Raw genomic sequence first — 22,540 nt, 5'->3', positions numbered from 1 at the left:
AATTTGAACCTAATCGGTAAATTATTTTTTTAACAATAATTATTCTGTGAAGTTGCTTGACCTTACTGTGACAAAGCTTTTTACTTATAGTTCACTGATGTTGATAAACGAACAAGAAATCAAGCAATGACTAGAACGCTCGCTCGCCCTTATCCACTAGGCGCAACGCTAGGAAACACTGGCTGTAACTTCTCAATTTATTCTCCTGACTGTAAATCCCTCTCTCTTGCTCTTTTTGACGAGAACGATAAATTCACCACTTATAAGTTGGAAAATGAATACGCTGATATCAGATATGTTTTTATTGATGGTATAAAAGCGGGGCAAAAATACGGCTTCATTGCTGACACTGACAATGGGCCAATCCTACTTTCAGACCCGTATGCCAAAGCAATCAGCGAACCGCTCGATTACGTCACGCCGTATACCAATGAGAAGAGCTTTGCTATGGCGAAATGTGTTGTTATTGATGACACTTTCGATTGGCAAGGCGTAGAAAAACCAAGCATTAGCCGCGAAGAGACCGTTCTTTTTGAAACCCATGTAAAAGGCCTATCTCAACTTCATCCTGAAGTAGCGACCAATACTAAAGGACGTTACTTAGGGTTAGTTAGCCCTGAAATGCTTGCGTTCTATAAACAGCAAAATATCAATTCTCTACAACTTTTACCTATTGCTGCGTGTATGCATGAACCCCACCTATTGGATATGGGGAAAGTAAACTATTGGGGTTACAACCCATATCTGTTCATGGTGCCAGACCCTCGCTATGCAGAAAAAGACGCGGTTACTGAGCTCAAAACCGCGATTCGTGAACTGCACCGCAATGGTATCGAGGTCATCCTTGACGTCGTATACAACCACACAGCTGAAGGTGGTGAAGGTGGTGAAGGTGGTGAAGGTGGGACAACGTTCAATCTAAAAGCGCTGGATAGCAACTCCTACATCAAACATGGCTGTCATTATGCGAACTTCACAGGCTGCGGTAATACGGTCGATCTAACCCATCAACCTGCACTCAACTTAGTCATGGATACGCTTCGCTACTGGGTGAGTGAATTCCAAGTCGATGGCTTCCGTTTTGATTTAGCAGCCACGCTGGGGCGAGAAGGTGACAACTATAATCCTGAGGCCGCTTTTTTCAAAGCCGTTGCTCAAGATCCTGTACTTAAAGAAACTAAGCTCATCGCTGAACCTTGGGACATCGGCCCGAATGGCTACCAAGTTGGTAATTTCCCGTTAGGTTGGAATGAGTGTAACGACAAGCTCAGAGACATCACACGCAGCTTCTGGCGCGGTGATCAAGGCTACCTGAAAGAGTTTGCGACTCGCTTGATGGGTTCACGTGACATCTATAGCGCAGCACACTGGCCGTACAAATTGACCGTCAACTACATCACTTATCACGATGGTTTCACCATGCAGGATCTTGTTTCTTACAAGCACAAACACAACGAAGAGAATGGTGAAAACAATCGCGATGGACACGGTGACAACCGCTCTGAGAACTATGGTGTTGAAGGCGAAACAGAAAACCTGTTAGTTATCGCCACGCGTGAGAAGCAGAAACGTAACTTCATGGCGAGTCTGCTGTTTGCTTTTGGTATTCCACATATTCTGACGGCAGATGTGTTATCTCATACTCAAAAAGGTAACAACAACGCATACTGCCAAGATGGCGTGACAAGTTGGCTTAACTGGGAAGACTCTGAACGCAAGACATGCTTCAAGACTTGGCTATCGGAAATGATTTCTGCTCGTCAGCAATACATGGTGCCATTTATTAAGGCATTCAGTGGCGAAAAGCGTAACTCTAATCGCATCTTCTGGAGCCGTGTCGATGGCACACTCATGGAGCATGATGACTGGAACCGTTTAAGCTCAGTTGCGCTGCATTTAGGCATTGGTAAAAATGGTGACGAGTTGATTTATCTGATCAACCAAACCAACGCACCAGCACGTTTTTCTTTACCTAGTGATCGTGATCAAAACTGGGTGAAGATCTGCGATACTAACCTACGAAATGTAAAACCGGGTCATGCTGAAGGTGAAATGTTATTGTCGCCAACTTCGATGGCGATTTTGCATTATTCGCCAGGAAAGACTGAGTTAAGTTAAAAGTTAAGCCAACGTAATAAAACACCGAAAACCATAGAAGCCAGTTATATTTATGACTGGCTTTTTTGTTAGCCTAATATCACAAAACTCATTCATTTATATGGAATCATTTGCATTGATGTGATTACGAAAACTGTTTAGTATGGCCGTACTATAAAAATGAATCTATAACGTCTTTGGATATCATGGCTTTACCTAAAACATTAATTCGGCTTTTTAAACCATACATTATTTTATTAACTGGAGGGATGCTCTATCTAGCTGTGGCTCAGCTTGAAAAAGTAGAAACAGCAGCAACTGAACAATCATCGTCAAACATTCGTATCGCAAGCTCCACTATTCGTTCCAACATCGAAGCGGTATTTGGCAAGCTTTACTTCCTAGAAACTAGCCTAGGCTTACCTCAAGCCACCAGCTTTGATGACAAAAAATTCCGCGAACTCAGCGATAACATTCTAAAAAGAACGCCTAACTTCTCCGATATCATTCGATACCAACCTCAATATCAAAACTACATTTCCACTCGAGGTTTGCCTCTATCAAATGAACAGATATCAGCAATTCAATGGCATTCAATAGACAGTGTTGTTGAAGACTTCTATATCTCTTCCGTTTACCAAAAGGCAGACGGTCGTTGGGTATTCGCCGTAAAGCACACAGCCGAAAGGCTGAATGAGGAAATATGGATTGAGTTTGATCTTCTGCACACCACACAAGGCTTAAGAGATTTAAAGACCCTTAACCATGGTTATGTGTTCGTGGTGGATAGAGCGACAGAACGACTGGTTTTCCACCCAGACCCAAAACGTATAGGCTCTAAATCTGTTAGCTATCACGCAGGTATCAGCCATCAACTCTCACAAGGTGAAACCGTTGGTAAGCACGAATACTACTATCAAGATAACTTCAAAATATCGGTGTTTGACGCTGACAACAGCTTGAACTGGGTATTCATCGCAGGCACCGATCGCCACGACATCTTAACCAGCTCACACCAATTTACGCTAACTGGCTTGGTACTTGGTTCACTGCTTCTATTGTGGATTGGCGCAAACTATTTGGCTTATCGTTTGAACGTGTCCTTGTCACAACTGAATAAGGTCGATGACCTTGTAAGCTTTAAGCGAGAGTTAAAATCCATACTTGATAGCTTCACCTACCAAAAAGGCATTCAATTCTGTCTCTATCAGCCTGAGAACCACTCATTCAGTACCATCGACTATCACGGAAATAAATCAACGGTACATTGTGACAAAGCCCTTGCAGAGCGCTTTGCTCCGGACTCCATGGCTTACAGAAGCGGAAAATACGCCGACCCATTGGCGCGTAAACTCAAAATACACCAACGCCATTACTGTATTCCTTTGCACTCTCGTAAGCAGTTGATCGCTGTGCTCTATGTAAACGCAAACTTACCGATTAGCCAGAATATTCTGCGAATGATCCGAGATTACACTGAGGTATCTTTGTCGAACTTACTGCTTCAACATCAATTGAGCAGCAAAGATCTGATGACACAGTTAGACAATAAAAACAGTTTCAGTAGCGCCATCGAAAACTACGCGAGCGAGCCCGATACCTATGTTGCTCTGCTTGATATCGATAACTTCGACCACGTAAACCGTGCCTACGGTGAAGCAGTGGGCGACAAGATGATTAAGCTGACTGCAGAATCAATACGAAGTTACTTCCCTAAACCAATAGGTCTTTGCTTGGCACGTGTTGGAGGAAAAGAGTTCGCTGTATTATTCAAAGCGAATGATGTGAAAGATGCCAAATTCCAGCTAGACCAGTGCCGAAGAGCAATCGCGGAGAAAACCATCGTCACTCCAGATATCACCTTATCACTAGGGGTTAGCGTGGGGTTCTCGCAAATAGAAGGCGAACGCGATTCAGCTTTAGCGCTAGCGGAACAGGCAAAGCTTATCGCACAACAGCTTGGTAAGAACCGAGTGGAAGGCCATATCAGAGCCGTTGCCAAAGCATCTTAAACGTATTCCAACAAGCCTGTAGACTATCTCACACGACAAAGCACCTAGGGTTCACATCCAAGGTGCTTTTGTTTTTCTAGAAAGTCATTACAATGCGCCTTCGATAAGACAATATCCCCTTTTCTAACGACACGAACCTTATGAAGCTAAGTAACCGACTGCAAACTCTCCATTCCCTTGTCAGCAATGACTACCAGCATATTTGGGACTGTTGCTGTGATCATGGCTTTTTGGGTGTTCAACTGTTGTCGGATAACAAAGCCTCTCAGATTCACTTTGTCGATATAGTCCCGTCTCTGATGAATGAACTGGAAGGCAAGCTAGCGCGCTACTTTCCACAAGATAACAGAGCTGAAAAAACGGTTACCAGTCAATGGCAAGTCTACTGCATGGATGTCGCCGCTATTCCGCTTGAGAAACATACTGGCAAACACCTGGTTATTATTGCAGGCGTCGGTGGCGATCTGACTCAGAAATTAGTCGATGATATTCACCGTCAACACCCAGACAAAGCGATCGATTTCTTGCTTTGCCCGGTGCATCAGCAATTCGAGTTGAGAAGCCATTTAAAGGCGCTCAATTTTGGTCTTATTGATGAAATTTTGATCGAAGAGAACCGTCGTTACTACGAGGTTTTATTGGTGAGTAATAACCAAGGTGATTCAGATAATAGCCAAAACGTTCGCGAGATATCGAACGTCGGTGACAAGATCTGGGCACCAAATTGTGACGAACAAATGAAGGTATCACAGCAATACAAAGCCAAAACATTGCAGCACTACTTACGTATCCATCAAGGACAGGAGAAGCAAGGCAAACCGAGTCAAGTGAAGCATGTTATTGATGCCTACCAGTCGGTTAAACCATAGTAAGTACTAACTTTATTGCTGAATATTAAGAATATTCAAATCAATAAAAAGCCGATAGTTCAATGAACTATCGGCTTTTTCAATACTATCAGTTTGGTTTGAGCTTACTGCTGTTGTTTCTTATGAACCGCATCTGTCTCATCAATCGATTCAGCCTCAGAGGGCGTATCAACCCCATAAACCGTATCAAGATAAGCATCTTTCTCTTTCCACGTGTTGTTCAACCAACTGTGGAAGCGACGTTTAAACGCTTTATCTTCAAAGTAATTACCGTTTACGTTCTCGTCCATCGGGTGCAATTTAATACGTACCACAACCTTGGTCATTTTGCCTTTCAACATATCTTCAAACGGAGAGACTTGGTTTTCAGGGTAAGCCAAAGTGACATCCACGATCCCATCTAAGATTGGCCCCATTGCAGATAGAGCAAACGCCACACCGCCGGTTTTTGGTTTCAATAGGTGTCGGTATGGAGTTTTCGCTGTCGCCAGTTTGTCGTGGTTGGCACGCGTTCCTTCCACAAAGTTAACTAATGTTGTCGGCGCTAGCTTGAACTTAGTACACGCTTTGTTGATTGCATTGAAGTCATCATTACGACGCTCTGGGTTACGTAGCAAAAACTCGCGAGAGTGACGTCGCATGAACGGCATATCCAAGCCCCAGCAGGCCAAGCCAACAAAAGGCACATACAGCAGTTCGTGCTTAAGGAAGAACTTCGTCATCGGCATCTTGTCTTTCAAGATTGAAGACAAAATCACAATATCCGCCCAGCTCAGGTGGTTCGACATCATCAAATACCACTGCTTAGTCGAGATATCTTCCCCGCCTTCCACTTGCCACTCGATGTCATTATTCACGTTCAACATCCAAAGATTGAGCGAAGCCCAACACCAGAATGTGAAGTTAGCTAAACGAGTACACGACTTTTGCACAACAGAGATTGGCAGAATCAGTTTGATGAGGCCAAAGAAACTCACGGTAAACGCAGTCATTGCGGTATTGAGGGTCACGAACAACACGTTCAAGGCCATACGAAGATTATCAAGCATAAAACACGGCTATATTGAGATCGAAAGCCGCCATTATACGCATCTACAAATTATTCTCTTTAGTTATTAGTACAATACTTCAGGGGTCAAACCACTCTTCGGACTTTGCGAAAGCTCGGCTCTAAATCCCCCAAAACAACGCACCACGTACACAACAAACACACATATGAGTCATTTAGACCAATTTATAAAAGGGTCTTTTTGACACAAAAAAATTAATTTCAGCCAACAAGTCAGTATTGATAAGCATTCTCATTATTGGCATGGTACATGCAACTCCAAAATGTAAATAGTTGAGTATCCTTAATGAGATAACTTCTCTTCTTAAAGGTGATGATATGACAGATATTCCTCATGGTTTGGTAACCGGAAAAGTCCTACACAAGACAGAATGGACAGAACAATTGTTCTCACTCCAAGTCAGTGCTCCTGTCTCCCCTTATCAGGCAGGTCAGTTTACTAAGCTCGGTTTGCTAAATAGTGAAGATGAGTTCGTGAGACGTGCTTATTCAATGGTAAACGCACCAGAGCACGAAAAAGGTCATCAACATCTCGAGTTTTTAATTATTAAGGATCAGAACGGTCAGCTCTCTCCTCAGCTTCATGAATTGAAAGCAGGCGATGACATCTTTGTCGGCAAAGACCCAAGCGGCTTTATGACATTGGATGAGCTCCCAGAGAACGTCGACGATCTATGGATGCTTTCAACCGGAACCGCGGTTGGCCCATTCATCTCAATGCTCGAAAGCATGCAGATTCAACAACAGAATGGATTGGCTACAGAAAAAGCCGCCTCATTCAACAACCTTGTATTGGTTCATGCCGTAAGAACAGAACAAGACTTGACTTATCGAGACCGTATCACTCAACTCGTCGATCACTTTCAAGGAAAACTTAAATATGTGCCAATTATTTCTAGAGAATCAGTTACCGGAACTTTGCGCGGACGAATCCCAAGTTTGTTACTTGGAGGCGACCTTGAGCAAGCCGCGTCTGTCGCTTTCAATCAAACCCGCAGTTTCTTCTACCTGTGTGGCAATCCGCAAATGGTTCGTGACACAAGTGAAGCGCTAACCAGCTTAGGTTTCGAAAAACACTTACGCAGAAAGCCCGGTCAATTCAGCAGCGAGAACTACTGGTAAATACCAACCACCACCAGTTACATAGCAGCACAGAAACACAACTTTCAAAGAACAGTCAGATAAGAGGTTTTATATGAGTCATTTACGTATTCCGTCACACTGGAAAATCCAACGTTCAACACCGTTTTTCACTAAAGACAACATCCCAGCAGCACTGCTCAACCATCACAACACCGCGGAAGGCGTGTTTGGTCAGATCTGCGTCATGGAAGGCACTGTCACCTTCTATGGTTTTGCTGATGCAGAAGCAACAGAACCAGAAAATGTTATCACGATTGAAGCCGGGCAATTTGCCACCAGTCCACCTCAATATTGGCACCGAGTAGAACTGAGTGACGACGCGCAATTCAACATTAACTTCTGGTCAGAAAAAGAGACCAAGAAGATGTTCAACACTCGAAAATAAGATCCATTCGATATTGATGAACTTATAAGCAAGCTACTTCGTACTGTGATTTTTAGTGTTCAATAAGTAAAGATATAAGACCAAATAACCATAGTAATTACAATGACTAATGGTGATAAAAACTCTAGCACACTGAACAGAGTTATTAGTTTTAACCCCTTATCAAATAAACATAATTGGGGTTTTCATTTTTTAGGTAAGAGAGGAAGCCATGCTCAACATTGCTTTTTTTAGCTCAAAATCATACGACGAAAAATCATTCAACCTAGCGAAAGGCAAACTCAACGCTGAGTTTCATTTCCATGATTTTCGCCTCACTACAACCACAGCGAAAATGGCGCACGACAATGAAGTGGTGTGTGCATTTGTAAATGACGACTTATCACGAGACGTGTTAGAGATTCTTGCACAAGGCGGCACTAAGCTGATTGCGATGCGTTGTGCAGGCTTTGATAAAGTCGACCTAGACGCAGCCAAAGAGTTTGGCCTGCAAGTGGTTCGCGTTCCGGCTTATTCACCAGAATCGGTAGCTGAACACACGGTCGGCATGATGATGTGTTTGAACCGTAAACTGCACAAGGCATACCAACGTACTCGTGATGCGAACTTCTCCCTTGAAGGGTTAGTAGGCTTTAACTTCCACGGTAAAACCGTTGGTGTAATCGGTTCAGGTAAGATTGGCTTAGCAACCATGCGTATTCTGAAAGGTTTGGGCATGAACATCCTATGTTACGACCCGTATCCAAATCCATTAGCCGTTGAACTAGGTGCTAAATACGTTGAACTGGATGAGCTTTATCAAGAGTCTGACGTGATTTCTTTGCACTGCCCTATGAGTAAAGAAAACTACCATCTATTAGATGCGACTGCATTTGAGAAAATGAAAAATGGCGTGATGATCGTCAACACTAGCCGCGGTGAACTGCTAGATTCAACTGCAGCTATTGAAGCGCTTAAGCAGAGTAAGATTGGCGCGCTTGGCCTTGATGTTTACGACAACGAGAAAGAGCTGTTCTTCCAAGACAAGTCTAACGATGTGATTGTGGATGACGTATTCCGTCGCCTATCTGCTTGTCACAACGTGCTGTTCACAGGTCACCAAGCTTTCTTAACCAAAGATGCTCTGTTCAACATCGCCAATACAACCCTAACCAGCGTTGATGCTTTCTTTGCAGGCAACACCAGCGGCAATGAACTGGTTTAATAGCTGAGTTGCTCTTAGATTAAATATGAAGCCACGCTAGCCCAAAAAATGAACTCGCGTGGCTCTTTCGTCTATTTAATACGTCTTAGTTCACTGTCTTCAAATGTCTTGACCTTCTGATGATAAAACCAATCATTTGGTAGCGCTTCACAGTGCTTTTTCAACTGAAAAGTCGTTGTAATGACATTATTCAGATAGTAAAAAATCTCACCTATTTATAGTCTATTGATAATAAACAGAACAAGTTTTGTACTTAAGTCTATATTGTTACTCCAAATCAAAACTGAACTTCTAGCCTTTGACAGCACCGGACGTTAGACCTGCAATCAGCTGTCGAGAACTGATAGCAAACAAGATCATCAATGGTAAAACCGCGACCGCAATACCAGTAAACATCGCGCCGTAAGGGATAAGCGCCGTACTGCCTTGCAGTGAACGAAGGGCTAGTGGAAGCGTGAACATCTCCATGTCGTTCATAACAACAAGTGGGCCCATAAAGTTGTTCCATTGGCCAATGAATGTCACCAGACCTAATGTTCCCAATGCTGGTGTGATCAAAGGAATAATGATTCTGAAGAAAATCGAGAATTCACCACACCCATCCATACGAGCCGCTTCAATCAACTCTCTTGGAATTGCAGAGCTGATGTATTGACGCATAAGGAAGATCCCCATCGCACCCACCGCCATTGGAATATATAGCGCTTTTGGTGTGTTCATCCAGCCTAACCAAGACATGATCAAAGCGGTAGGAATCATACTTAAGAACGCTGGCAGCATCATCGTAGCCATTACAAACACGAACAGACGGTTCTTATGTTTAAACTCGAACATTGCGAACGCATAACCTGCCAATGAACAGAACAGTAGATTCAATATCGTCGTAATCAGTGCGATGTAGAATGACCAACCTAAATTCTTCCAAAAGTGCGGAAGATAACCGATCAGAGCGTTAAGGTTCACGCCCAGCTGATCACCAAACCACATTGGCGGTGGGACAGAAAGAATCGCTTGGTTATCGTGAGTCGCAAAGATGAAGATAAAGTAAAACGGTATCAGCATCATCAACGCGCCCATTATGACAAATCCGTACGCGACAAGCTCACTAAGTGTAAATTTGATTTTCATGATTAGCTCTCGCTCTCTTTATCAGCAAAGATTTTGTTATTACCCCACGTAAGGGCCGCAATTATTAAGAATAAGAACCAAGATATTGCTGACGCTGTACCAAAATCACCCTCTTGGAATGCAGTGATGTACATGTGCATCGCGGCCGATTTTGCAGCTTGGTCGATACCACCAGTACCATCGGTAATAATGAATGGTTCTTCAAAGATCTGTAGGCTACCGATAATGGAAAGCGTAACTGCAAAGAACATCATTGGCTTAAGCATAGGCAGCGTAATGTAGAAGAACTGCTTAAGCTTGGTTGCCCCATCAATCGTTGCTGCTTCATAAAGATCTTTAGGAATTGTCTGCATTGCTGATAAGTACAAAATGGTATTCCAACCAACATAGCGCCAGAAAACAACAAACGACACCATCGTCTTAGTGTATTCAGGCTGATTCCAGTCAATATTTTCCGTTGGGAATAAGATCGCAAACGGTTGGAAGTCACCAATGCTGATCGTACCGATAGAGGTCAACATCATGTTGATCAAGCCATAGTCACGAGAGAATAGCGTAGTAAAGATCATCGCTACCGCTACCGTCGAAGTAATGTATGGCAAGAAATACAAACCCATGATGGTATTACGACCACGCTTGAAAGCGGTATGGATAAAGAATGCTAAAGGAATCGCCACTAAGTGCTGTGGAATACCCGAAGCAAGTGCCATCCAAAACGTGTTGTATAGAGATGTATGGAACCAATCATCACCAAGAGTAAAGATGTAGTTCTCAAGCCCTACCCACTCCATTGCACCAAATCCTGCTGCTGGCTCCCAGTAGTGGAACGATAGAAACAGAGAGAACAACATTGGGAATAAACCAAAAATTGCAAATACGATAAAGAATGGGCTGATGAATACGTACGGTATCCACTTGTGGCTATTGGCCTTTAGCTTCTCTATCCGAGAGACAGTTTGTACAGGCTCACTTTTAGTTATAATAGCGTCAGACATAATTACCCCTGCGCAGTGCCAGTAATTGTAAGACCTTCTAGGTCAAACAGGTGTGTACGGTTTAGGTCGAAGTAAAGTTCGATTTGCTGATTTTCTAACTCTTCTAAGCCCGTTGGAGATTCAACTTCCGCCAGAATATTTTGTCCGTCCAAAGAACAGTGAAGGTGGTAATTTGAACCCAGAAGCTCAACCATATTAACGGTGACTGTTAAGGTACCAATATTGTCAGACTGAACCGTTTGACGATTTAGATAGAAATCACTTGGGCGAATACCATATTCGATATCAAATGTTGGCAAATCGTGTGTTTTATTTAACGTAACGGTTTGCTCACCCACTGTCACAATCGTGTCATCTGATGACGTTGCTCGTGCAGAAAGAATGTTCATCTCTGGCGCGCCAATGAATGTCGCCACAAATTTACTGCAAGGCGATTCAAAGATTTCTTTTGGTGTACCTACTTGCGAAACATAACCATCTTTTAAGATAACGACTCGGTCAGCTAAGCTCATTGCTTCAACCTGATCGTGAGTAACATACAGTGTCGTAGTTTTAATCTTCTTATGCATTGCTTTAATCTCAGCACGCATGGTTCCACGAAGTTTAGTATCAAGGTTAGACAGTGGTTCATCAAACAAGAATACCGATGGCACTCGAACCATTGCACGCCCCATAGCAACACGCTGGCGTTGACCACCAGAGAGTGCTTTTGGGTAGCGCTTCAACAAAGGGGTAAGCTCTAACGATTCAGCTACTTCTTTAACGTGTTCAGCGATGACTTCTTTTTTAACACCGGCCATTTTCATTGGGAAACCGATGTTTTTTTCCACTGTCATGTGCGGATACAGCGCGTAGCTTTGGAACACCATCGCAGTGTCGCGATCTTTTGGATGAAGATCATTCACCAAACGATCACCAATTCGAATATCGCCTGAAGTAATGTCTTCTAGACCAGCAAGCATACGAAGTGTCGTTGATTTTCCGCAACCAGATGGGCCAAGAAAAACCACAAACTCACCATTATCGATATGAAGATCGAATTGCTTAACTACTTGCGTTTGACCGTACGCTTTTTTTACGTTTTCGAAAGTAACGGAACTCATTATTTGTACCTTTAGAAAAGTGGAACTTGCTAGCGAGAAACGCGGCTACAAGAGTCGTAGCCGCAAAGTTTATTTATTTTTAAATTAACGACGAGCGCGACGCTTAATCAATTTAGCTGCATCTGACAACGCTTTATCGATATCGACGTTATGGTTAATCACTTTTTCAAATGCATCATCAATAATGCGCTCTGCAATTGGGTCGTGACGGTGAGCTGAAATAGCAGGAATACGCTCTGCCGATTCACGCCAGATCAAGCGCGCTTTCTGATTACCAAGAATGGTCATCTCTTCGTTCATTTCAGGCGCTTGTTGCGCTTCAACAGAAGAAGGGAATGTACCGAACTCTAGTGCTGCAACCTGAGTTTCAACGCGATCAGACATGTACTTAATGAATGTCCACGCTTCTTCTTTATGCTCAGCTCGTGCTGGAATTGATAAGAATGTTCCACCCCAGCTTGCGTAAGTGCCACCTGGTAGTTGCGCAGTACGCCAATAATCAGTATCAGGCGAGATAAAGTCACGAATGTGTCCAACAAACCAAGACCCGAACATTTGAGTCGCGATATCACCACGGCGCAGACCTTCGTTCCACTCGGTACTCCACTGGTTTACTTCTGCAGACAAGTCGTTATCAAACAGCTCTTTGCCGACACGGAACGCTTCTTTGAAACGGTCACTTTCAACTAAGATCTTATTGTCTTCACCAAAATAAACGGACTGACCTTCGTCTAAACCGCTTCGTAGTACAATTTTCATTGCTGTCGAAGCATTATCAACAATGTAGCTGCCGTTGTTCTCTTTTAGCTTTTTGCCCATTTCGACAAAGCTATCCCAATCTTTCAGCATCTCTTCAGCGCTAATTCCTGCTGATTCCAACACATCAGAACGGTAAAAAATCGTGCCCGGACCAATATCCACAGGAATAGCCACTTGCTCACCGCGGTTATTTTTACCTAGTGGTACAGTAAATGGTGAGAATCTCTCGGCGAAACTACCCGCATTATAAGGGGCTTGGTTTAGATCTTCTAAGCCACCAGCATTTGCTAAACGACCAATGAAGCCCACTTCTAGTGCAGCAACATCAGGTACGTTAGCGCCTGTAGACAGTGATGTTGTCAGAGCGGTGTGGTGATCTTGGAACGACAGCGATCGTAGGTTAATTTTGATGTTCGGATATTGTTTTTCAAAATCAGGCGTAATCAAGCGAACAACTTGGTCATAGTTTGCAAATGCAGCGACATTAAGTGTCACTTGCTCTCCAGCAAGCGCAGCCGTAGAAAATAGAGCCGCAGCGATAACGCCAGATACAGTGCTTAATTGTAACTTTTTCATACCTATCCTTATTGTTTGTAGAGTATTCGGCTTTAACACCGTATTAGCTATTAAGAGCGTCAACAGAAATAATCTTCATATCAGTAAAGTGAACAGGGCCTAATGAGTTATAGAACCCAATTCCACCGCATTTGAATGTCTCTGGCATCGCTGCGTCTTTAACACTAAAGGTATCAACACCATTTATTGAACATTCAAAATGGTCATCTACAGCCTTGACCTTAAACTCATAAGCATTATGCGGTTGCCACTCAAACGGGGCGACAGCGATAATACGAGATTCACCAAATGATTCATGCATCAAAATCGCGGTGTCATCTTTTGTCAGTTCTATTCGGTAATAACGTGTGAGGCCGAGGTAGCGAACGATAGGACCAAACGCATTTTTTGTTTGCGGTACCAAGCGAATGCTCAGTTCATAGTCTTCAAAATCTTGGCTACCAAATGCGAATACACCAGGGTCTGTGATGTCATCATTTACGAAACGGTAGATGTCTTGATTATCAAACTTGATTTTGGTGTCCATCGTATTAATGAAACTACTTTCCCAAATTTCATGGTGCGGCGTATTATCAAAACCAATCGTCTGAGTCGGCGTACCTGTCCAGTCTAGAGAGTGAAGCTTGATTTGACCGTGTTGCGAGCTTTCTATAGTACCGGTAATCTCGATGCCAATATTCGCAATCATCTTGAAGTTAGCCTGAGGAATCGCCCATTGAAGGCTATTTCGCTCACCAGCATTTAATCGCACAAACTCGCTTGAAACTGTCGTGATGTTTAGCGCTGTATCGTACATTTCGATAAACAAACGAACATCAACGTCAGCATTTGCTTCTTTTGTAAGTTCAAGTTCCGCGACAACATCTTGACCAGGGTAAAGCGTTGGGCTGCCAACAACATGGTAAGATGATTCGTTAACCTTGCATTCTTTGTCTGTATGCGTGGCTGTTTTGACTTTCAGTGGAACACCGGAAATCAGATTTTTGTAATCAATCGTCAATGCACTATCTGGATTAGACAGTGCCGCTGTTCTTACATGGTTATGTTTGCTGTCTAATTGGAAGCCTTGGACTGCGCCCGGAAGAGAGAAGTGGAAACGCGGTTTTTTCGGTAGTGTTTCACCGGTATGCCAGCGGACAACCAATTCCATCATTTTGTCTGCTTCACGCAGCGCATCTGAAATATGTTCATGAATGTGAGCTGTAGGTAACAAGATACGATCAGCAACAGGACCACGCCAGTCATAACCGTCATTAATACTGTCTAGGTCTAAACGAATGCCGTTAATACAACCAACGTTTGCTGCATTACAGTCTGTATCCCACCCTGCGGTATTAACAATCATCATCGCTTTGTGGAAGTTGTCTTGTCCATAAAGTAGAGAAAGGATGATCAATCCATGATTAGGAACAACATGGCATGTACCGTCAAATTTATCGTAGCCATACTTTTCGCGAAGTTGAGTAAAAGCGTAGCGCCAATCCTGTGGGTTTTCACTGTGCCATTGGCGCACATCTGCAATGACTTTTTGGATGATACTGTCTTGGCTAATATGACTCAGTGCCGAATCAATCAATGTATCTAGATTCGTTTCGTTAAATGCTAAGGATTCGATCACAGCAATAACAACTGCAGCGTCAACCGAAGCACCATCGTGGCTAACTAAACCAGCTTCACGAGCCATATTTGCTGCTCTATCCGGCATATTTGGGTTAAGCATTCCCCAACCGTCAATGAAGATTTGAGCGCCAATTTGCTCCGCGACTGTTTGTCCGTTCGTTTTGATTGAACCACTTTTTGGGGCTGGAATACCATTTTTTAGATTTTGCCAAGCTGTATGCTCAGTTGATTGACCATACCCGCCCCACCAAAGAACGGTTTTCCCTTTGATCAGGATATCTAACCAAGTTTGACCGATATGTACTGAAGAGAAGTCCTTACGAAATAAATGATCTTCTAGAGCATGAGTGAACATAAATGTACCGGTAATATCATCATCGCTACAAATCAAAGGGTGATTGACTTCTTCGTTTACATAGCAATTGATATCGCCAAAGGTTTTACTTATTTGACTATAATCCCAACCCTCGAAAGGCCTTCCAACATATACACCGACAATCTTACCTAGTATTCCAGAATATATTTTACGGTATAAACCTTTGCTATACATCATACCTCCAACGCTATTAATATTATTGTTACTTTATATTTAAGGAAGCAATAAAGAACTTCTCATCTGATGCGGATGATACAGAGTTATACCTCTATAAATTGTGATCCAAGCACTAAAATTTATTCTCGAGCCATTTACACCATCAAAAAACAATTCACAGTAAACAACTGATAAATAACAATTAAAATCAATTAAAACTGAATGATTTCACGCATTATTGGTTGAAAACGATTTACGTCACGCTAATACGGCCTATATTTGAACAAAATTCATACAACTTCATAATTCACATCACTCGCAATTATCCACCATCGCTAACCTCGTACTAGAAGAATAATAAATTTCACAATAAATCACTGAATTTATATAACAAAATATTGATAGCATAAAAACAATTCATGGAATCATACTAAAATGTGTACCGAATTTAGTTTTGAGTAATATAAAACATTGAGTCATAAGAACAAGATCACGATCACAAACAAAAGAGGAATTTCAAAGGTAGTATCCGCCGTATTAGAAATCCATCAATTTATATTATTTAGGTGTTTATAATGACAATTAAAAATAGTCTTCCTTATTTTAAGGATTGGCCAACGATTGAATCAGCTATTAAGAAAGATCCTATTATTGAAGATAAAATAATTGAAATTCTTCAACAAATGACACTAGAAGAAAAAGTTGGACAGATGATCCAACCTAACCTGCGTGAAGTGACACCTGAAGAAGTGTACGAATATAAACTCGGTTCGATTCTTAACGGTGGCGGCGCTTGGCCAAACGAAAACAAACATGCTTCTGCTCAAGATTGGGCTGATTGCGCAGATACGTTCTGGGAAGCAACAGAAAAAATGTTTGAAGGTCGTGGCTTTAGAATACCTTTTGTATGGGCAACCGATGCGGTTCATGGTCACAACAACGTATTCGGGTCAACAGTCTTTCCTCATAACATCGGATTGGGATGTGCTCGAGATCCTGAACTAATCCATAGTATTGGTGAAGTAACCGCTCGTGAAGTTGTAGCAACCGGCCTTGATTGGACATTTGCACCAACCGTAGCAACACCACGTGATTATCGTTGGGGCCGCGTTTATGAAGGTTACTCTGAAGATCCTGCAGTGACCTTCGAGTATGCCGCGAAAATGGTACAGGGCTTACAAGGTGACGCGGAGCAATTAAAAAGCGAGGAACGTGTTCTTTCAAACGTTAAGCACTTTGTCGGTGACGGTGGTACACGCACAGGTATCGATCGTGGTGTAAATGGCTACAGTGAAGAGCTCCTGATCAACATCCATGCGATGGGTTACTTTAGTGGCCTAGAAGCAGGTGCACAGGTGGTCATGTCTTCTTTCAATAGCTGGGAAGATAATGCGAACTATGACCATTCACCTGAACAAGGTGAAGAATACAACCTAAAAATTCACGGAAGTAAGTACCTGCTTACCGACGTACTTAAAGAAAAAATGGGCTTTGATGGCCTAATTGTTACCGATTGGAACGGCCATGCAGAGGTAAGTAAGTGTACCGATACTGACGCCGTTTACGCGATTAATGCGGGAAATGATGTTCTTATGGTTCCAGTTCGTGAACACTGGAAAGGGGTAATAAAATCAACCTTGTCAGCAGTAAATAGCGGCGTTATTTCTATGGCTCGTATTGACGATGCCGTTACCCGCATTCTGCGTGTGAAAATGCGTGCTGGATTATGGAATAAGCCTCGCCCTAGCCTACGCCAATTTGCTGGAAAACAAGCGCAACTTGGTGCTCAATCTCACCGTAAGATTGCCCGTGAGTCTGTGCGTAAATCTCTTGTCTTGCTTAAAAACAACAATGATATTCTTCCTCTATCTCGTGACCAGAAAATCATTCTAACCGGCAGCGCTGCTAACGATTTACAAAAACAATCCGGTGGTTGGAACCTAACCTGGCAAGGGGATGAAAATACACTCGACGATTTCCCTGGTGCAACAACCGTTAAAATGGCACTTGAAGCTGAACTTGGAACAGAGAACGTAACCTTTGACCTAGATTTAAGTTCAAATATTAAAGCAGGTGATGTCGCTGTCGTTGTGTTTGGCGAAGATCCTTACGCTGAAATGATGGGAGATATCAAAGCGTGGCAATCGCTGGAGTTTTCAAAGCTCAAACGCAGCTATAGATCGGATTGCGAGAAAGTCGCTAAATTAAATAAGCAGGGCGTTAAAGTCATTAGCATTTTCTTTAGTGGTCGTCCTCTTTACCTCAACGAAGAAATCGCTCAATCAGAAGCATTCGTAGCCGCTTTCCTTCCTGGTAGCGAAGGCATGGGTATCACCGATGTCCTCATTCGTGATGAAAATGACAATATTCGTTATGACTTTGTTGGTCAACTTTCATACTCTTGGCCAAACAAAAAGCGCAGTGTGACAGTTAACCGCATTCCACAGCACATACCTAACTATGTTTGCCCAGAGAACGAGCAAGATCCAAACGGTGAACACGCTCCACTGTTCGAATACGGATACGGCCTTAACTATACTGATCGTAAGCAAACACGCGACCTTGATAACATTGAACTGGATATTGATGTTGTAAACCAAACAGAAACGGCAACTGAATCTAAGCATCTGTACGGGGTTCGTTCAAACATTGGCGACTACAACTTAAAAATCTCAGACCTCGGACATTGGATCGGTTCTGAAGTTTCAAGAAACAACCCAATGGCGATTGAAGCGATTAACACCGAACCCTATAACTATGAACAGCAACAAGATGCGATTAAGGTCAACTTTAATGAGCAATTTGGCGCGACGTATATCCAAGTCGGAGACGGTTCGGTAGAAGATTTCTCTCAATATCGTAACGGGTCAATTACCTTTGAAATTAAAGTAAAAGAGGCACCAACCGAGCCTGTTAAATTGTCACTACAGAAATGGACTAAGAACGAAGAGCCAATTGGAGTCGCATCTGTTGATATTACTGAGCTATTAATTGAAAGCGATGATTTTATTAAAGTCTCTGTTCCTTGTCAGGACTTTATCGACCAAGGTGTTGACTTACGATATTTAGATACACCATTTATGCTGTATACAAAAGGTAAGCTTAATGTTGTCCTTGCAAATATCTCATGGAATGCCTAATAATTTAACTTCTGTCACATGTAATTTTTTATAATTAAAAAAAAGCCCACAAAAATACGTGGGCTTTTATTTTCCTTGACAAAAAAATAGAAAAAACAGTTCAATAAATATATTGACCCTCATCTCACATAGAGAAACAGTCATGAAACCAAGCAAGGGAGATTTAATTTATTACAATAAAAACATAAAGTTAACCATGAACCATTTTGATATGGTAAATATAAAGCCATTTTAAAAACTCTATTCTCCTCACATTAAACCACCTATAACAAAATATAGAATACTTCCATCCAATCAGTAGGGTTAGCCGATAAAAAAACAGGCTTAAACACTGACAATAATTAATAAAATATTTTCTTAATTAGTCCTTTAATAAATATAGGTATAAAATGAAATTTAAACCAACTAAAATAACCTTAGCTTGTGGTGCAATGCTTTTCACATCAAGTGCAATGGCAACCTCTGATATTGATTTCTTTGGTTACATGCGTGCTGGTGCTCATATTTCACCAAACAGCAGTAACGGAAATGGTCACCCTGATTACATATCCGCTGAAGGTGCCGCGGGTAAATATCGCTTAGGTAACGAAGACGATTGGCTAGAGTTTGGTCTTAAATCAGATCTTTTCTCTGAAGGTAGTCAACGCGGAGAAATTGGCGTCATGATAGGTTCTTGGCATGATGTTCAAGAGTTTGGTGGTGGCATCTCTGACTCTTTCGATGTGATGCAAGTTTGGGGACAACTGCACGGTGTGTTCGGCAGCGACGTAACAAGTATGTGGGCGGGTAAACTCTACCCACGTTCTATTGCTGATGACATGCTAGATTACGAGTATTGGGATAACTACGGCCGTGGCTTTGGTCTTCGTGACATCGAATTGCCAGGTATGTTGATGGATGTCACTTATAACTACAACAACGGCGAGATGACAAACCCCGGTGATACACCAGCAGAAGATAAGCGATTCATTACCGCTGTCCACCTTCCAGAGCTGCGTGTTCATAACATCGAAGTACCGGGCGGTAAGCTAGCACTTGGTGTTAACCTTGCTAGTGTCGTTGATGATGAAGTTTTAAAAGAGACCGTCACGAACGCTCAAACGACCGGTTACATGTTAACGGCTTCTCACCGCGGTAACTTTGCGGGTTTTGATAACATCTTAACGTTGCAATATACCGACGGTATTGGTGTTGCTGGTTGGTCTGGAACTCAGATCGTTAACGTTGAAGCACCTGGCAGCAGTGTTCGACTGTTTAACCACGGTAACTACACATTCCACGACAAGTGGAGCGCTGGCTATTCTATTGCATTCGAAGACATTGACATGGACTTTGATAACAAAGATGGCAAAGAATGGTTCAATGCGGGTATTCGCCCACGCTACAACTGGAGCTCGTTCACTCAAACTGAGGTAGAACTTGGTTACCAACAAGCAAAATCAAAGACTTATGATGGTACAAATACATCAGCTAAAGCGACACTTTCTCAAAAATTCCATTTTGGTGATGTACCTCATATCCGCTTATACGTAACATACGCAGAGAAAGACACGCATTGGAGCGAAGTCTCTTTTGGCGAGCACTCTTCCGTAGCAAACGACAAGTTCGACTCTGTTAGCTTCGGCGCTCAGTTTGAAGCTTGGTGGTAATAAGTAACCCCATCTTGATTTTCTGCCTAGTCCATAGGGCATATTAAAAAGAAAAGGCAGCTACTTTTCTAAGTAGCTGCCTTTTTATCTCTGCCAAAGTCTAAAATATTCAGTCTAGGTGGACTCTCGAATAATAAGCTGCATTGTTGGCATCTTATATTTCGGTTTATTACCTGATATCAGATCCAATATGTATGCTATGGATAACTCGCCCATTTTCTCAAAAGGTAACCGAACAGTGGTAAGCGGTGGGACGGTATAACTTGAAAGTGGCATATCATCATACCCTATTAGAGCCACATCTTTAGGTACGTATAGTCCCTCTCGATAGAGACCGTGCATGGCACCAAATGCACTTTCATCATTACAAGCAAATATTGCTGTGAACTCATGATTATTAGAGACAAGTTGACGAACAGCTTGGCTACTTTTTTCTGAGTCAAAATCACCCCAAGTGACTAAATCATGCTCCACTGATAGCCCTGCACTTTCCATTGCCCTAACAAAACCAGAGTAACGAGCATCTGCATCGCTGTTATCTTTCGGCCCTCTAAGATGTACGATATTTCGATGACCTTTTTGAATCAAATGGTTTACAGCTAAATAGGCTCCCAGTTCATTATCCATGCTTAATTGCGGTAACTTTTTTTTGCCATGATTATTTGTCGATAATGCCGGTGTTCCAAAGATTAATGTTGGAGCACCTTTTAATAACTGACTTATTTCCTTCTCGCTTAGAAATGAGCCAATAACGATCATGCCATCCACTTTTTTAGCAACCATATCTTTAAGGATTCGACGCTCACGATCAATGTCGTAATTACTCACTTCTACATTAATTCGATAAACATGTTTTGATACCGCTCGATTCATTCCTGAAAATATACTGGTTACGTGATTGCTATCGTAACTAGGTGAAAGAACACCAATAACCATTGTTCGAGCCGCGGCTTGAGTATGAGGTTTCTTTTGTTCATATCCAAGTTCACTCATTGCATTTTCAATAGCCTGAACTTTTTCCTTTTCAATAAATGAACTGCGATTAAGATATCTCGAAACAGTACTAGGTGAAACGTTAGCGTGCGTAGCTATCATTCTAGATGTTACTTTTCCCATATTTTCATACCCCTAATAAATCATTAGTACCAACACACTAATCGTTATAGATCATATTAATATTCACTCCATAAAATCCAATCCAAAATCACAAAATATAGTTCTCTGACAAATAAATGACTTTATTGATTTTATAAAACAAATAAAGTCATAAACCATATAAATGCTTAATAAGGATTATCGCAATGCCAATGATAAAAAGTCGATTATTTATAACTTAATCGACGCGGCAGCTAAACGCAGAAATGACAATCCTCGGAATCCAAACCATAAACGCCTTTGCGAATGGCCAGATGCTCCGCACCTGCCTTCACGCCCATATGATAACCTGCGTCCAGAACAGTTTGATCCATGGTTAATCGCTTAACCGCGAACGCTTCTGGCGGCGCTATCACTTTAATGGTCGCATCTTTTGGAGGGTTACGAATGAACTCCAGAGACTGGTTGTAGTTTTCAGCACGCACTGCCATCGATTCTGCAATGTTAGGGAATTTCTTTAATAGTTTTTTCAGCATCCATTGGTGCTTTTGAGGCTTCATTCGGTAACTCAAAGGATGAGAAAGAATCACGGTAATGTCTCGTGCACCACGACGGTATGCTTCGCGAACCGGAATTGAATCCGCTACGCCACCATCGGTATAACAACCACCAGAGAAGCACGGTGTTTCACGGTAAGCGATAGGTAGAGCCGTTGTTGCTTCAACCACGTTAGAAAGGTTTTCAGGCTTGATATGGTAGTAGTCTGCACTGCCAGTATCGACGTTAGTTACAGCAGCAATTAAAGGAACACTTGAGAACAGCTGACCGTAATCAAGCGGATAACGTTGGTTAGATTCATCCCACAACCACTTAACGTCGACCAAATTGCCACCTTTAGCAAAGCGAGCAGGGTTAAAAAACGTCTTATCGGTCGCCATGGTAGTAATCACGTTATAACTACGCTTCGGTGCTTGAGATGAGTAACCAACAAGGTTCGACACGCCCGCAGATACGCCAATAGCAAAATCATAGGGACGGAAATCGTCTTGCATAAAGGCGTCCAACACTCCGGCTGCGAAGATGCCTCTCATTGCCCCACCTTCAACGATTAATGCGCTTTTACTCATCTCAAACTCTATTACTTTATAAACTGATAGCTGTAGG

General features: G+C 42.4%; 16 protein-coding genes. 8 read left to right on the top strand and 8 right to left on the bottom strand.

Annotated elements, in window-relative coordinates; genetic code table 11:
• The first annotated feature begins 126 nt into the window (after positions 1-126).
• The 3 genes from glgX (at position 127) to BCV39_RS18185 (ending at position 4,978) form a co-directional block, all read left to right on the top strand.
• Positions 127-2,118, top strand: coding sequence for a glycogen debranching protein GlgX (gene glgX, locus BCV39_RS18195; protein WP_102431441.1), 1,992 nt, complete (start codon positions 127-129; stop codon positions 2,116-2,118).
• 248 nt (positions 2,119-2,366) lie between these two features.
• Positions 2,367-4,109, top strand: coding sequence for a diguanylate cyclase (locus BCV39_RS18190; protein ID WP_102431442.1), 1,743 nt, complete (start codon positions 2,367-2,369; stop codon positions 4,107-4,109).
• A 140-nt stretch (positions 4,110-4,249) separates the two neighbouring features.
• Positions 4,250-4,978 carry a tRNA (adenine(22)-N(1))-methyltransferase TrmK gene (locus BCV39_RS18185; protein ID WP_102431443.1) on the top strand — a complete coding sequence of 243 codons (729 nt, stop codon included), beginning with the start codon at positions 4,250-4,252 and terminating at the stop codon, positions 4,976-4,978.
• Between the two features lie 104 nt (positions 4,979-5,082).
• On the opposite strand, the gene BCV39_RS18180 is transcribed toward BCV39_RS18185, so the two are convergent.
• Positions 5,083-6,027: an acyltransferase gene (locus BCV39_RS18180; protein WP_102431444.1), complete on the bottom strand. Its 945-nt coding sequence runs from the start codon at positions 6,025-6,027 to the stop codon at positions 5,083-5,085.
• 338 nt (positions 6,028-6,365) lie between these two features.
• Between BCV39_RS18180 and BCV39_RS18175 the strand changes: the two genes are divergently transcribed.
• From BCV39_RS18175 to BCV39_RS18165, 3 genes are all read left to right on the top strand, one after another.
• Positions 6,366-7,169, top strand: a complete 804-nt coding sequence (locus tag BCV39_RS18175) for a ferredoxin--NADP reductase (RefSeq protein ID WP_102431445.1) — start codon at positions 6,366-6,368, stop codon at positions 7,167-7,169.
• Between the two features lie 73 nt (positions 7,170-7,242).
• The gene (locus BCV39_RS18170; RefSeq protein ID WP_048660978.1) at positions 7,243-7,575 is read left to right on the top strand and encodes a DUF1971 domain-containing protein; all 333 of its coding nucleotides are present in this window, start codon (positions 7,243-7,245) and stop codon (positions 7,573-7,575) included.
• Positions 7,576-7,786: 211 nt separating this feature from the next.
• On the top strand, positions 7,787-8,779 hold the full coding sequence (locus BCV39_RS18165) for a 2-hydroxyacid dehydrogenase (RefSeq protein ID WP_048660977.1): 993 nt from the start codon (positions 7,787-7,789) through the stop codon (positions 8,777-8,779).
• 291 nt (positions 8,780-9,070) lie between these two features.
• Here the strand turns inward: BCV39_RS18165 and BCV39_RS18160 are convergent, their stop codons facing one another.
• The 5 genes from BCV39_RS18160 to BCV39_RS18140 form a co-directional block, all read right to left on the bottom strand.
• A complete protein-coding gene (locus BCV39_RS18160) occupies positions 9,071-9,907 on the bottom strand; it encodes a carbohydrate ABC transporter permease (RefSeq protein ID WP_060980646.1) in 837 nt (278 codons plus the stop codon).
• Positions 9,908-9,909: 2 nt separating this feature from the next.
• The gene (locus BCV39_RS18155) at positions 9,910-10,902 is read right to left on the bottom strand and encodes a sugar ABC transporter permease (RefSeq protein ID WP_102431446.1); all 993 of its coding nucleotides are present in this window, start codon (positions 10,900-10,902) and stop codon (positions 9,910-9,912) included.
• Positions 10,903-10,904: 2 nt separating this feature from the next.
• The gene (locus tag BCV39_RS18150; protein ID WP_102431447.1) at positions 10,905-12,005 is read right to left on the bottom strand and encodes an ABC transporter ATP-binding protein; all 1,101 of its coding nucleotides are present in this window, start codon (positions 12,003-12,005) and stop codon (positions 10,905-10,907) included.
• A gap of 84 nt (positions 12,006-12,089) precedes the next feature.
• The gene (locus BCV39_RS18145) at positions 12,090-13,340 is read right to left on the bottom strand and encodes an extracellular solute-binding protein (RefSeq protein ID WP_102431448.1); all 1,251 of its coding nucleotides are present in this window, start codon (positions 13,338-13,340) and stop codon (positions 12,090-12,092) included.
• Between the two features lie 43 nt (positions 13,341-13,383).
• The gene (locus BCV39_RS18140) at positions 13,384-15,513 is read right to left on the bottom strand and encodes an ADP-ribosylglycohydrolase family protein (RefSeq protein WP_102431449.1); all 2,130 of its coding nucleotides are present in this window, start codon (positions 15,511-15,513) and stop codon (positions 13,384-13,386) included.
• Between the two features lie 554 nt (positions 15,514-16,067).
• Here BCV39_RS18140 and BCV39_RS18135 point away from each other — a divergent pair.
• Entirely contained in the window at positions 16,068-18,632 is a 2,565-nt protein-coding gene (locus tag BCV39_RS18135) for a glycoside hydrolase family 3 protein (RefSeq protein WP_102431799.1), read from the top strand.
• A gap of 389 nt (positions 18,633-19,021) precedes the next feature.
• Positions 19,022-20,281, top strand: a complete 1,260-nt coding sequence (locus tag BCV39_RS18130) for a carbohydrate porin (RefSeq protein ID WP_102431797.1) — start codon at positions 19,022-19,024, stop codon at positions 20,279-20,281.
• Between the two features lie 114 nt (positions 20,282-20,395).
• Here the strand turns inward: BCV39_RS18130 and BCV39_RS18125 are convergent, their stop codons facing one another.
• The gene (locus BCV39_RS18125) at positions 20,396-21,397 is read right to left on the bottom strand and encodes a substrate-binding domain-containing protein (RefSeq protein WP_102431796.1); all 1,002 of its coding nucleotides are present in this window, start codon (positions 21,395-21,397) and stop codon (positions 20,396-20,398) included.
• Positions 21,398-21,630: 233 nt separating this feature from the next.
• Entirely contained in the window at positions 21,631-22,503 is an 873-nt protein-coding gene (locus tag BCV39_RS18120) for a patatin family protein (protein WP_102431795.1), read from the bottom strand.
• Between the last annotated feature and the right edge of the window lie 37 nt (positions 22,504-22,540).

It is taken from the genome of Vibrio sp. 10N.286.55.E10, from assembly GCF_002872555.1.
GTDB lineage: Bacteria > Pseudomonadota > Gammaproteobacteria > Enterobacterales > Vibrionaceae > Vibrio > Vibrio crassostreae.
The sequence above is the reverse complement of the archived record's forward strand: the minus strand, read 5'-3'. Positions and strand labels throughout refer to the sequence as shown.

What these genes read in the sequence shown, in the direction of transcription:
- BCV39_RS18170 (WP_048660978.1), top strand. Translation starts at nt 7,243, where the DNA reads ATGAGTCATTTACGTATTCCGTCACACTGGAAAATCCAACGTTCAACA.
- glgX (WP_102431441.1), top strand. Translation starts at nt 127, where the DNA reads ATGACTAGAACGCTCGCTCGCCCTTATCCACTAGGCGCAACGCTAGGA.
- BCV39_RS18155 (WP_102431446.1), bottom strand. Translation starts at nt 10,902, where the DNA reads ATGTCTGACGCTATTATAACTAAAAGTGAGCCTGTACAAACTGTCTCT.
- BCV39_RS18175 (WP_102431445.1), top strand. Translation starts at nt 6,366, where the DNA reads ATGACAGATATTCCTCATGGTTTGGTAACCGGAAAAGTCCTACACAAG.
- BCV39_RS18120 (WP_102431795.1), bottom strand. Translation starts at nt 22,503, where the DNA reads ATGAGTAAAAGCGCATTAATCGTTGAAGGTGGGGCAATGAGAGGCATC.
- BCV39_RS18135 (WP_102431799.1), top strand. Translation starts at nt 16,068, where the DNA reads ATGACAATTAAAAATAGTCTTCCTTATTTTAAGGATTGGCCAACGATT.
- BCV39_RS18180 (WP_102431444.1), bottom strand. Translation starts at nt 6,027, where the DNA reads ATGCTTGATAATCTTCGTATGGCCTTGAACGTGTTGTTCGTGACCCTC.
- BCV39_RS18150 (WP_102431447.1), bottom strand. Translation starts at nt 12,005, where the DNA reads ATGAGTTCCGTTACTTTCGAAAACGTAAAAAAAGCGTACGGTCAAACG.
- BCV39_RS18145 (WP_102431448.1), bottom strand. Translation starts at nt 13,340, where the DNA reads ATGAAAAAGTTACAATTAAGCACTGTATCTGGCGTTATCGCTGCGGCT.
- BCV39_RS18185 (WP_102431443.1), top strand. Translation starts at nt 4,250, where the DNA reads ATGAAGCTAAGTAACCGACTGCAAACTCTCCATTCCCTTGTCAGCAAT.
- BCV39_RS18140 (WP_102431449.1), bottom strand. Translation starts at nt 15,513, where the DNA reads ATGATGTATAGCAAAGGTTTATACCGTAAAATATATTCTGGAATACTA.
- BCV39_RS18125 (WP_102431796.1), bottom strand. Translation starts at nt 21,397, where the DNA reads ATGGGAAAAGTAACATCTAGAATGATAGCTACGCACGCTAACGTTTCA.
- BCV39_RS18190 (WP_102431442.1), top strand. Translation starts at nt 2,367, where the DNA reads ATGCTCTATCTAGCTGTGGCTCAGCTTGAAAAAGTAGAAACAGCAGCA.
- BCV39_RS18165 (WP_048660977.1), top strand. Translation starts at nt 7,787, where the DNA reads ATGCTCAACATTGCTTTTTTTAGCTCAAAATCATACGACGAAAAATCA.
- BCV39_RS18160 (WP_060980646.1), bottom strand. Translation starts at nt 9,907, where the DNA reads ATGAAAATCAAATTTACACTTAGTGAGCTTGTCGCGTACGGATTTGTC.
- BCV39_RS18130 (WP_102431797.1), top strand. Translation starts at nt 19,022, where the DNA reads ATGAAATTTAAACCAACTAAAATAACCTTAGCTTGTGGTGCAATGCTT.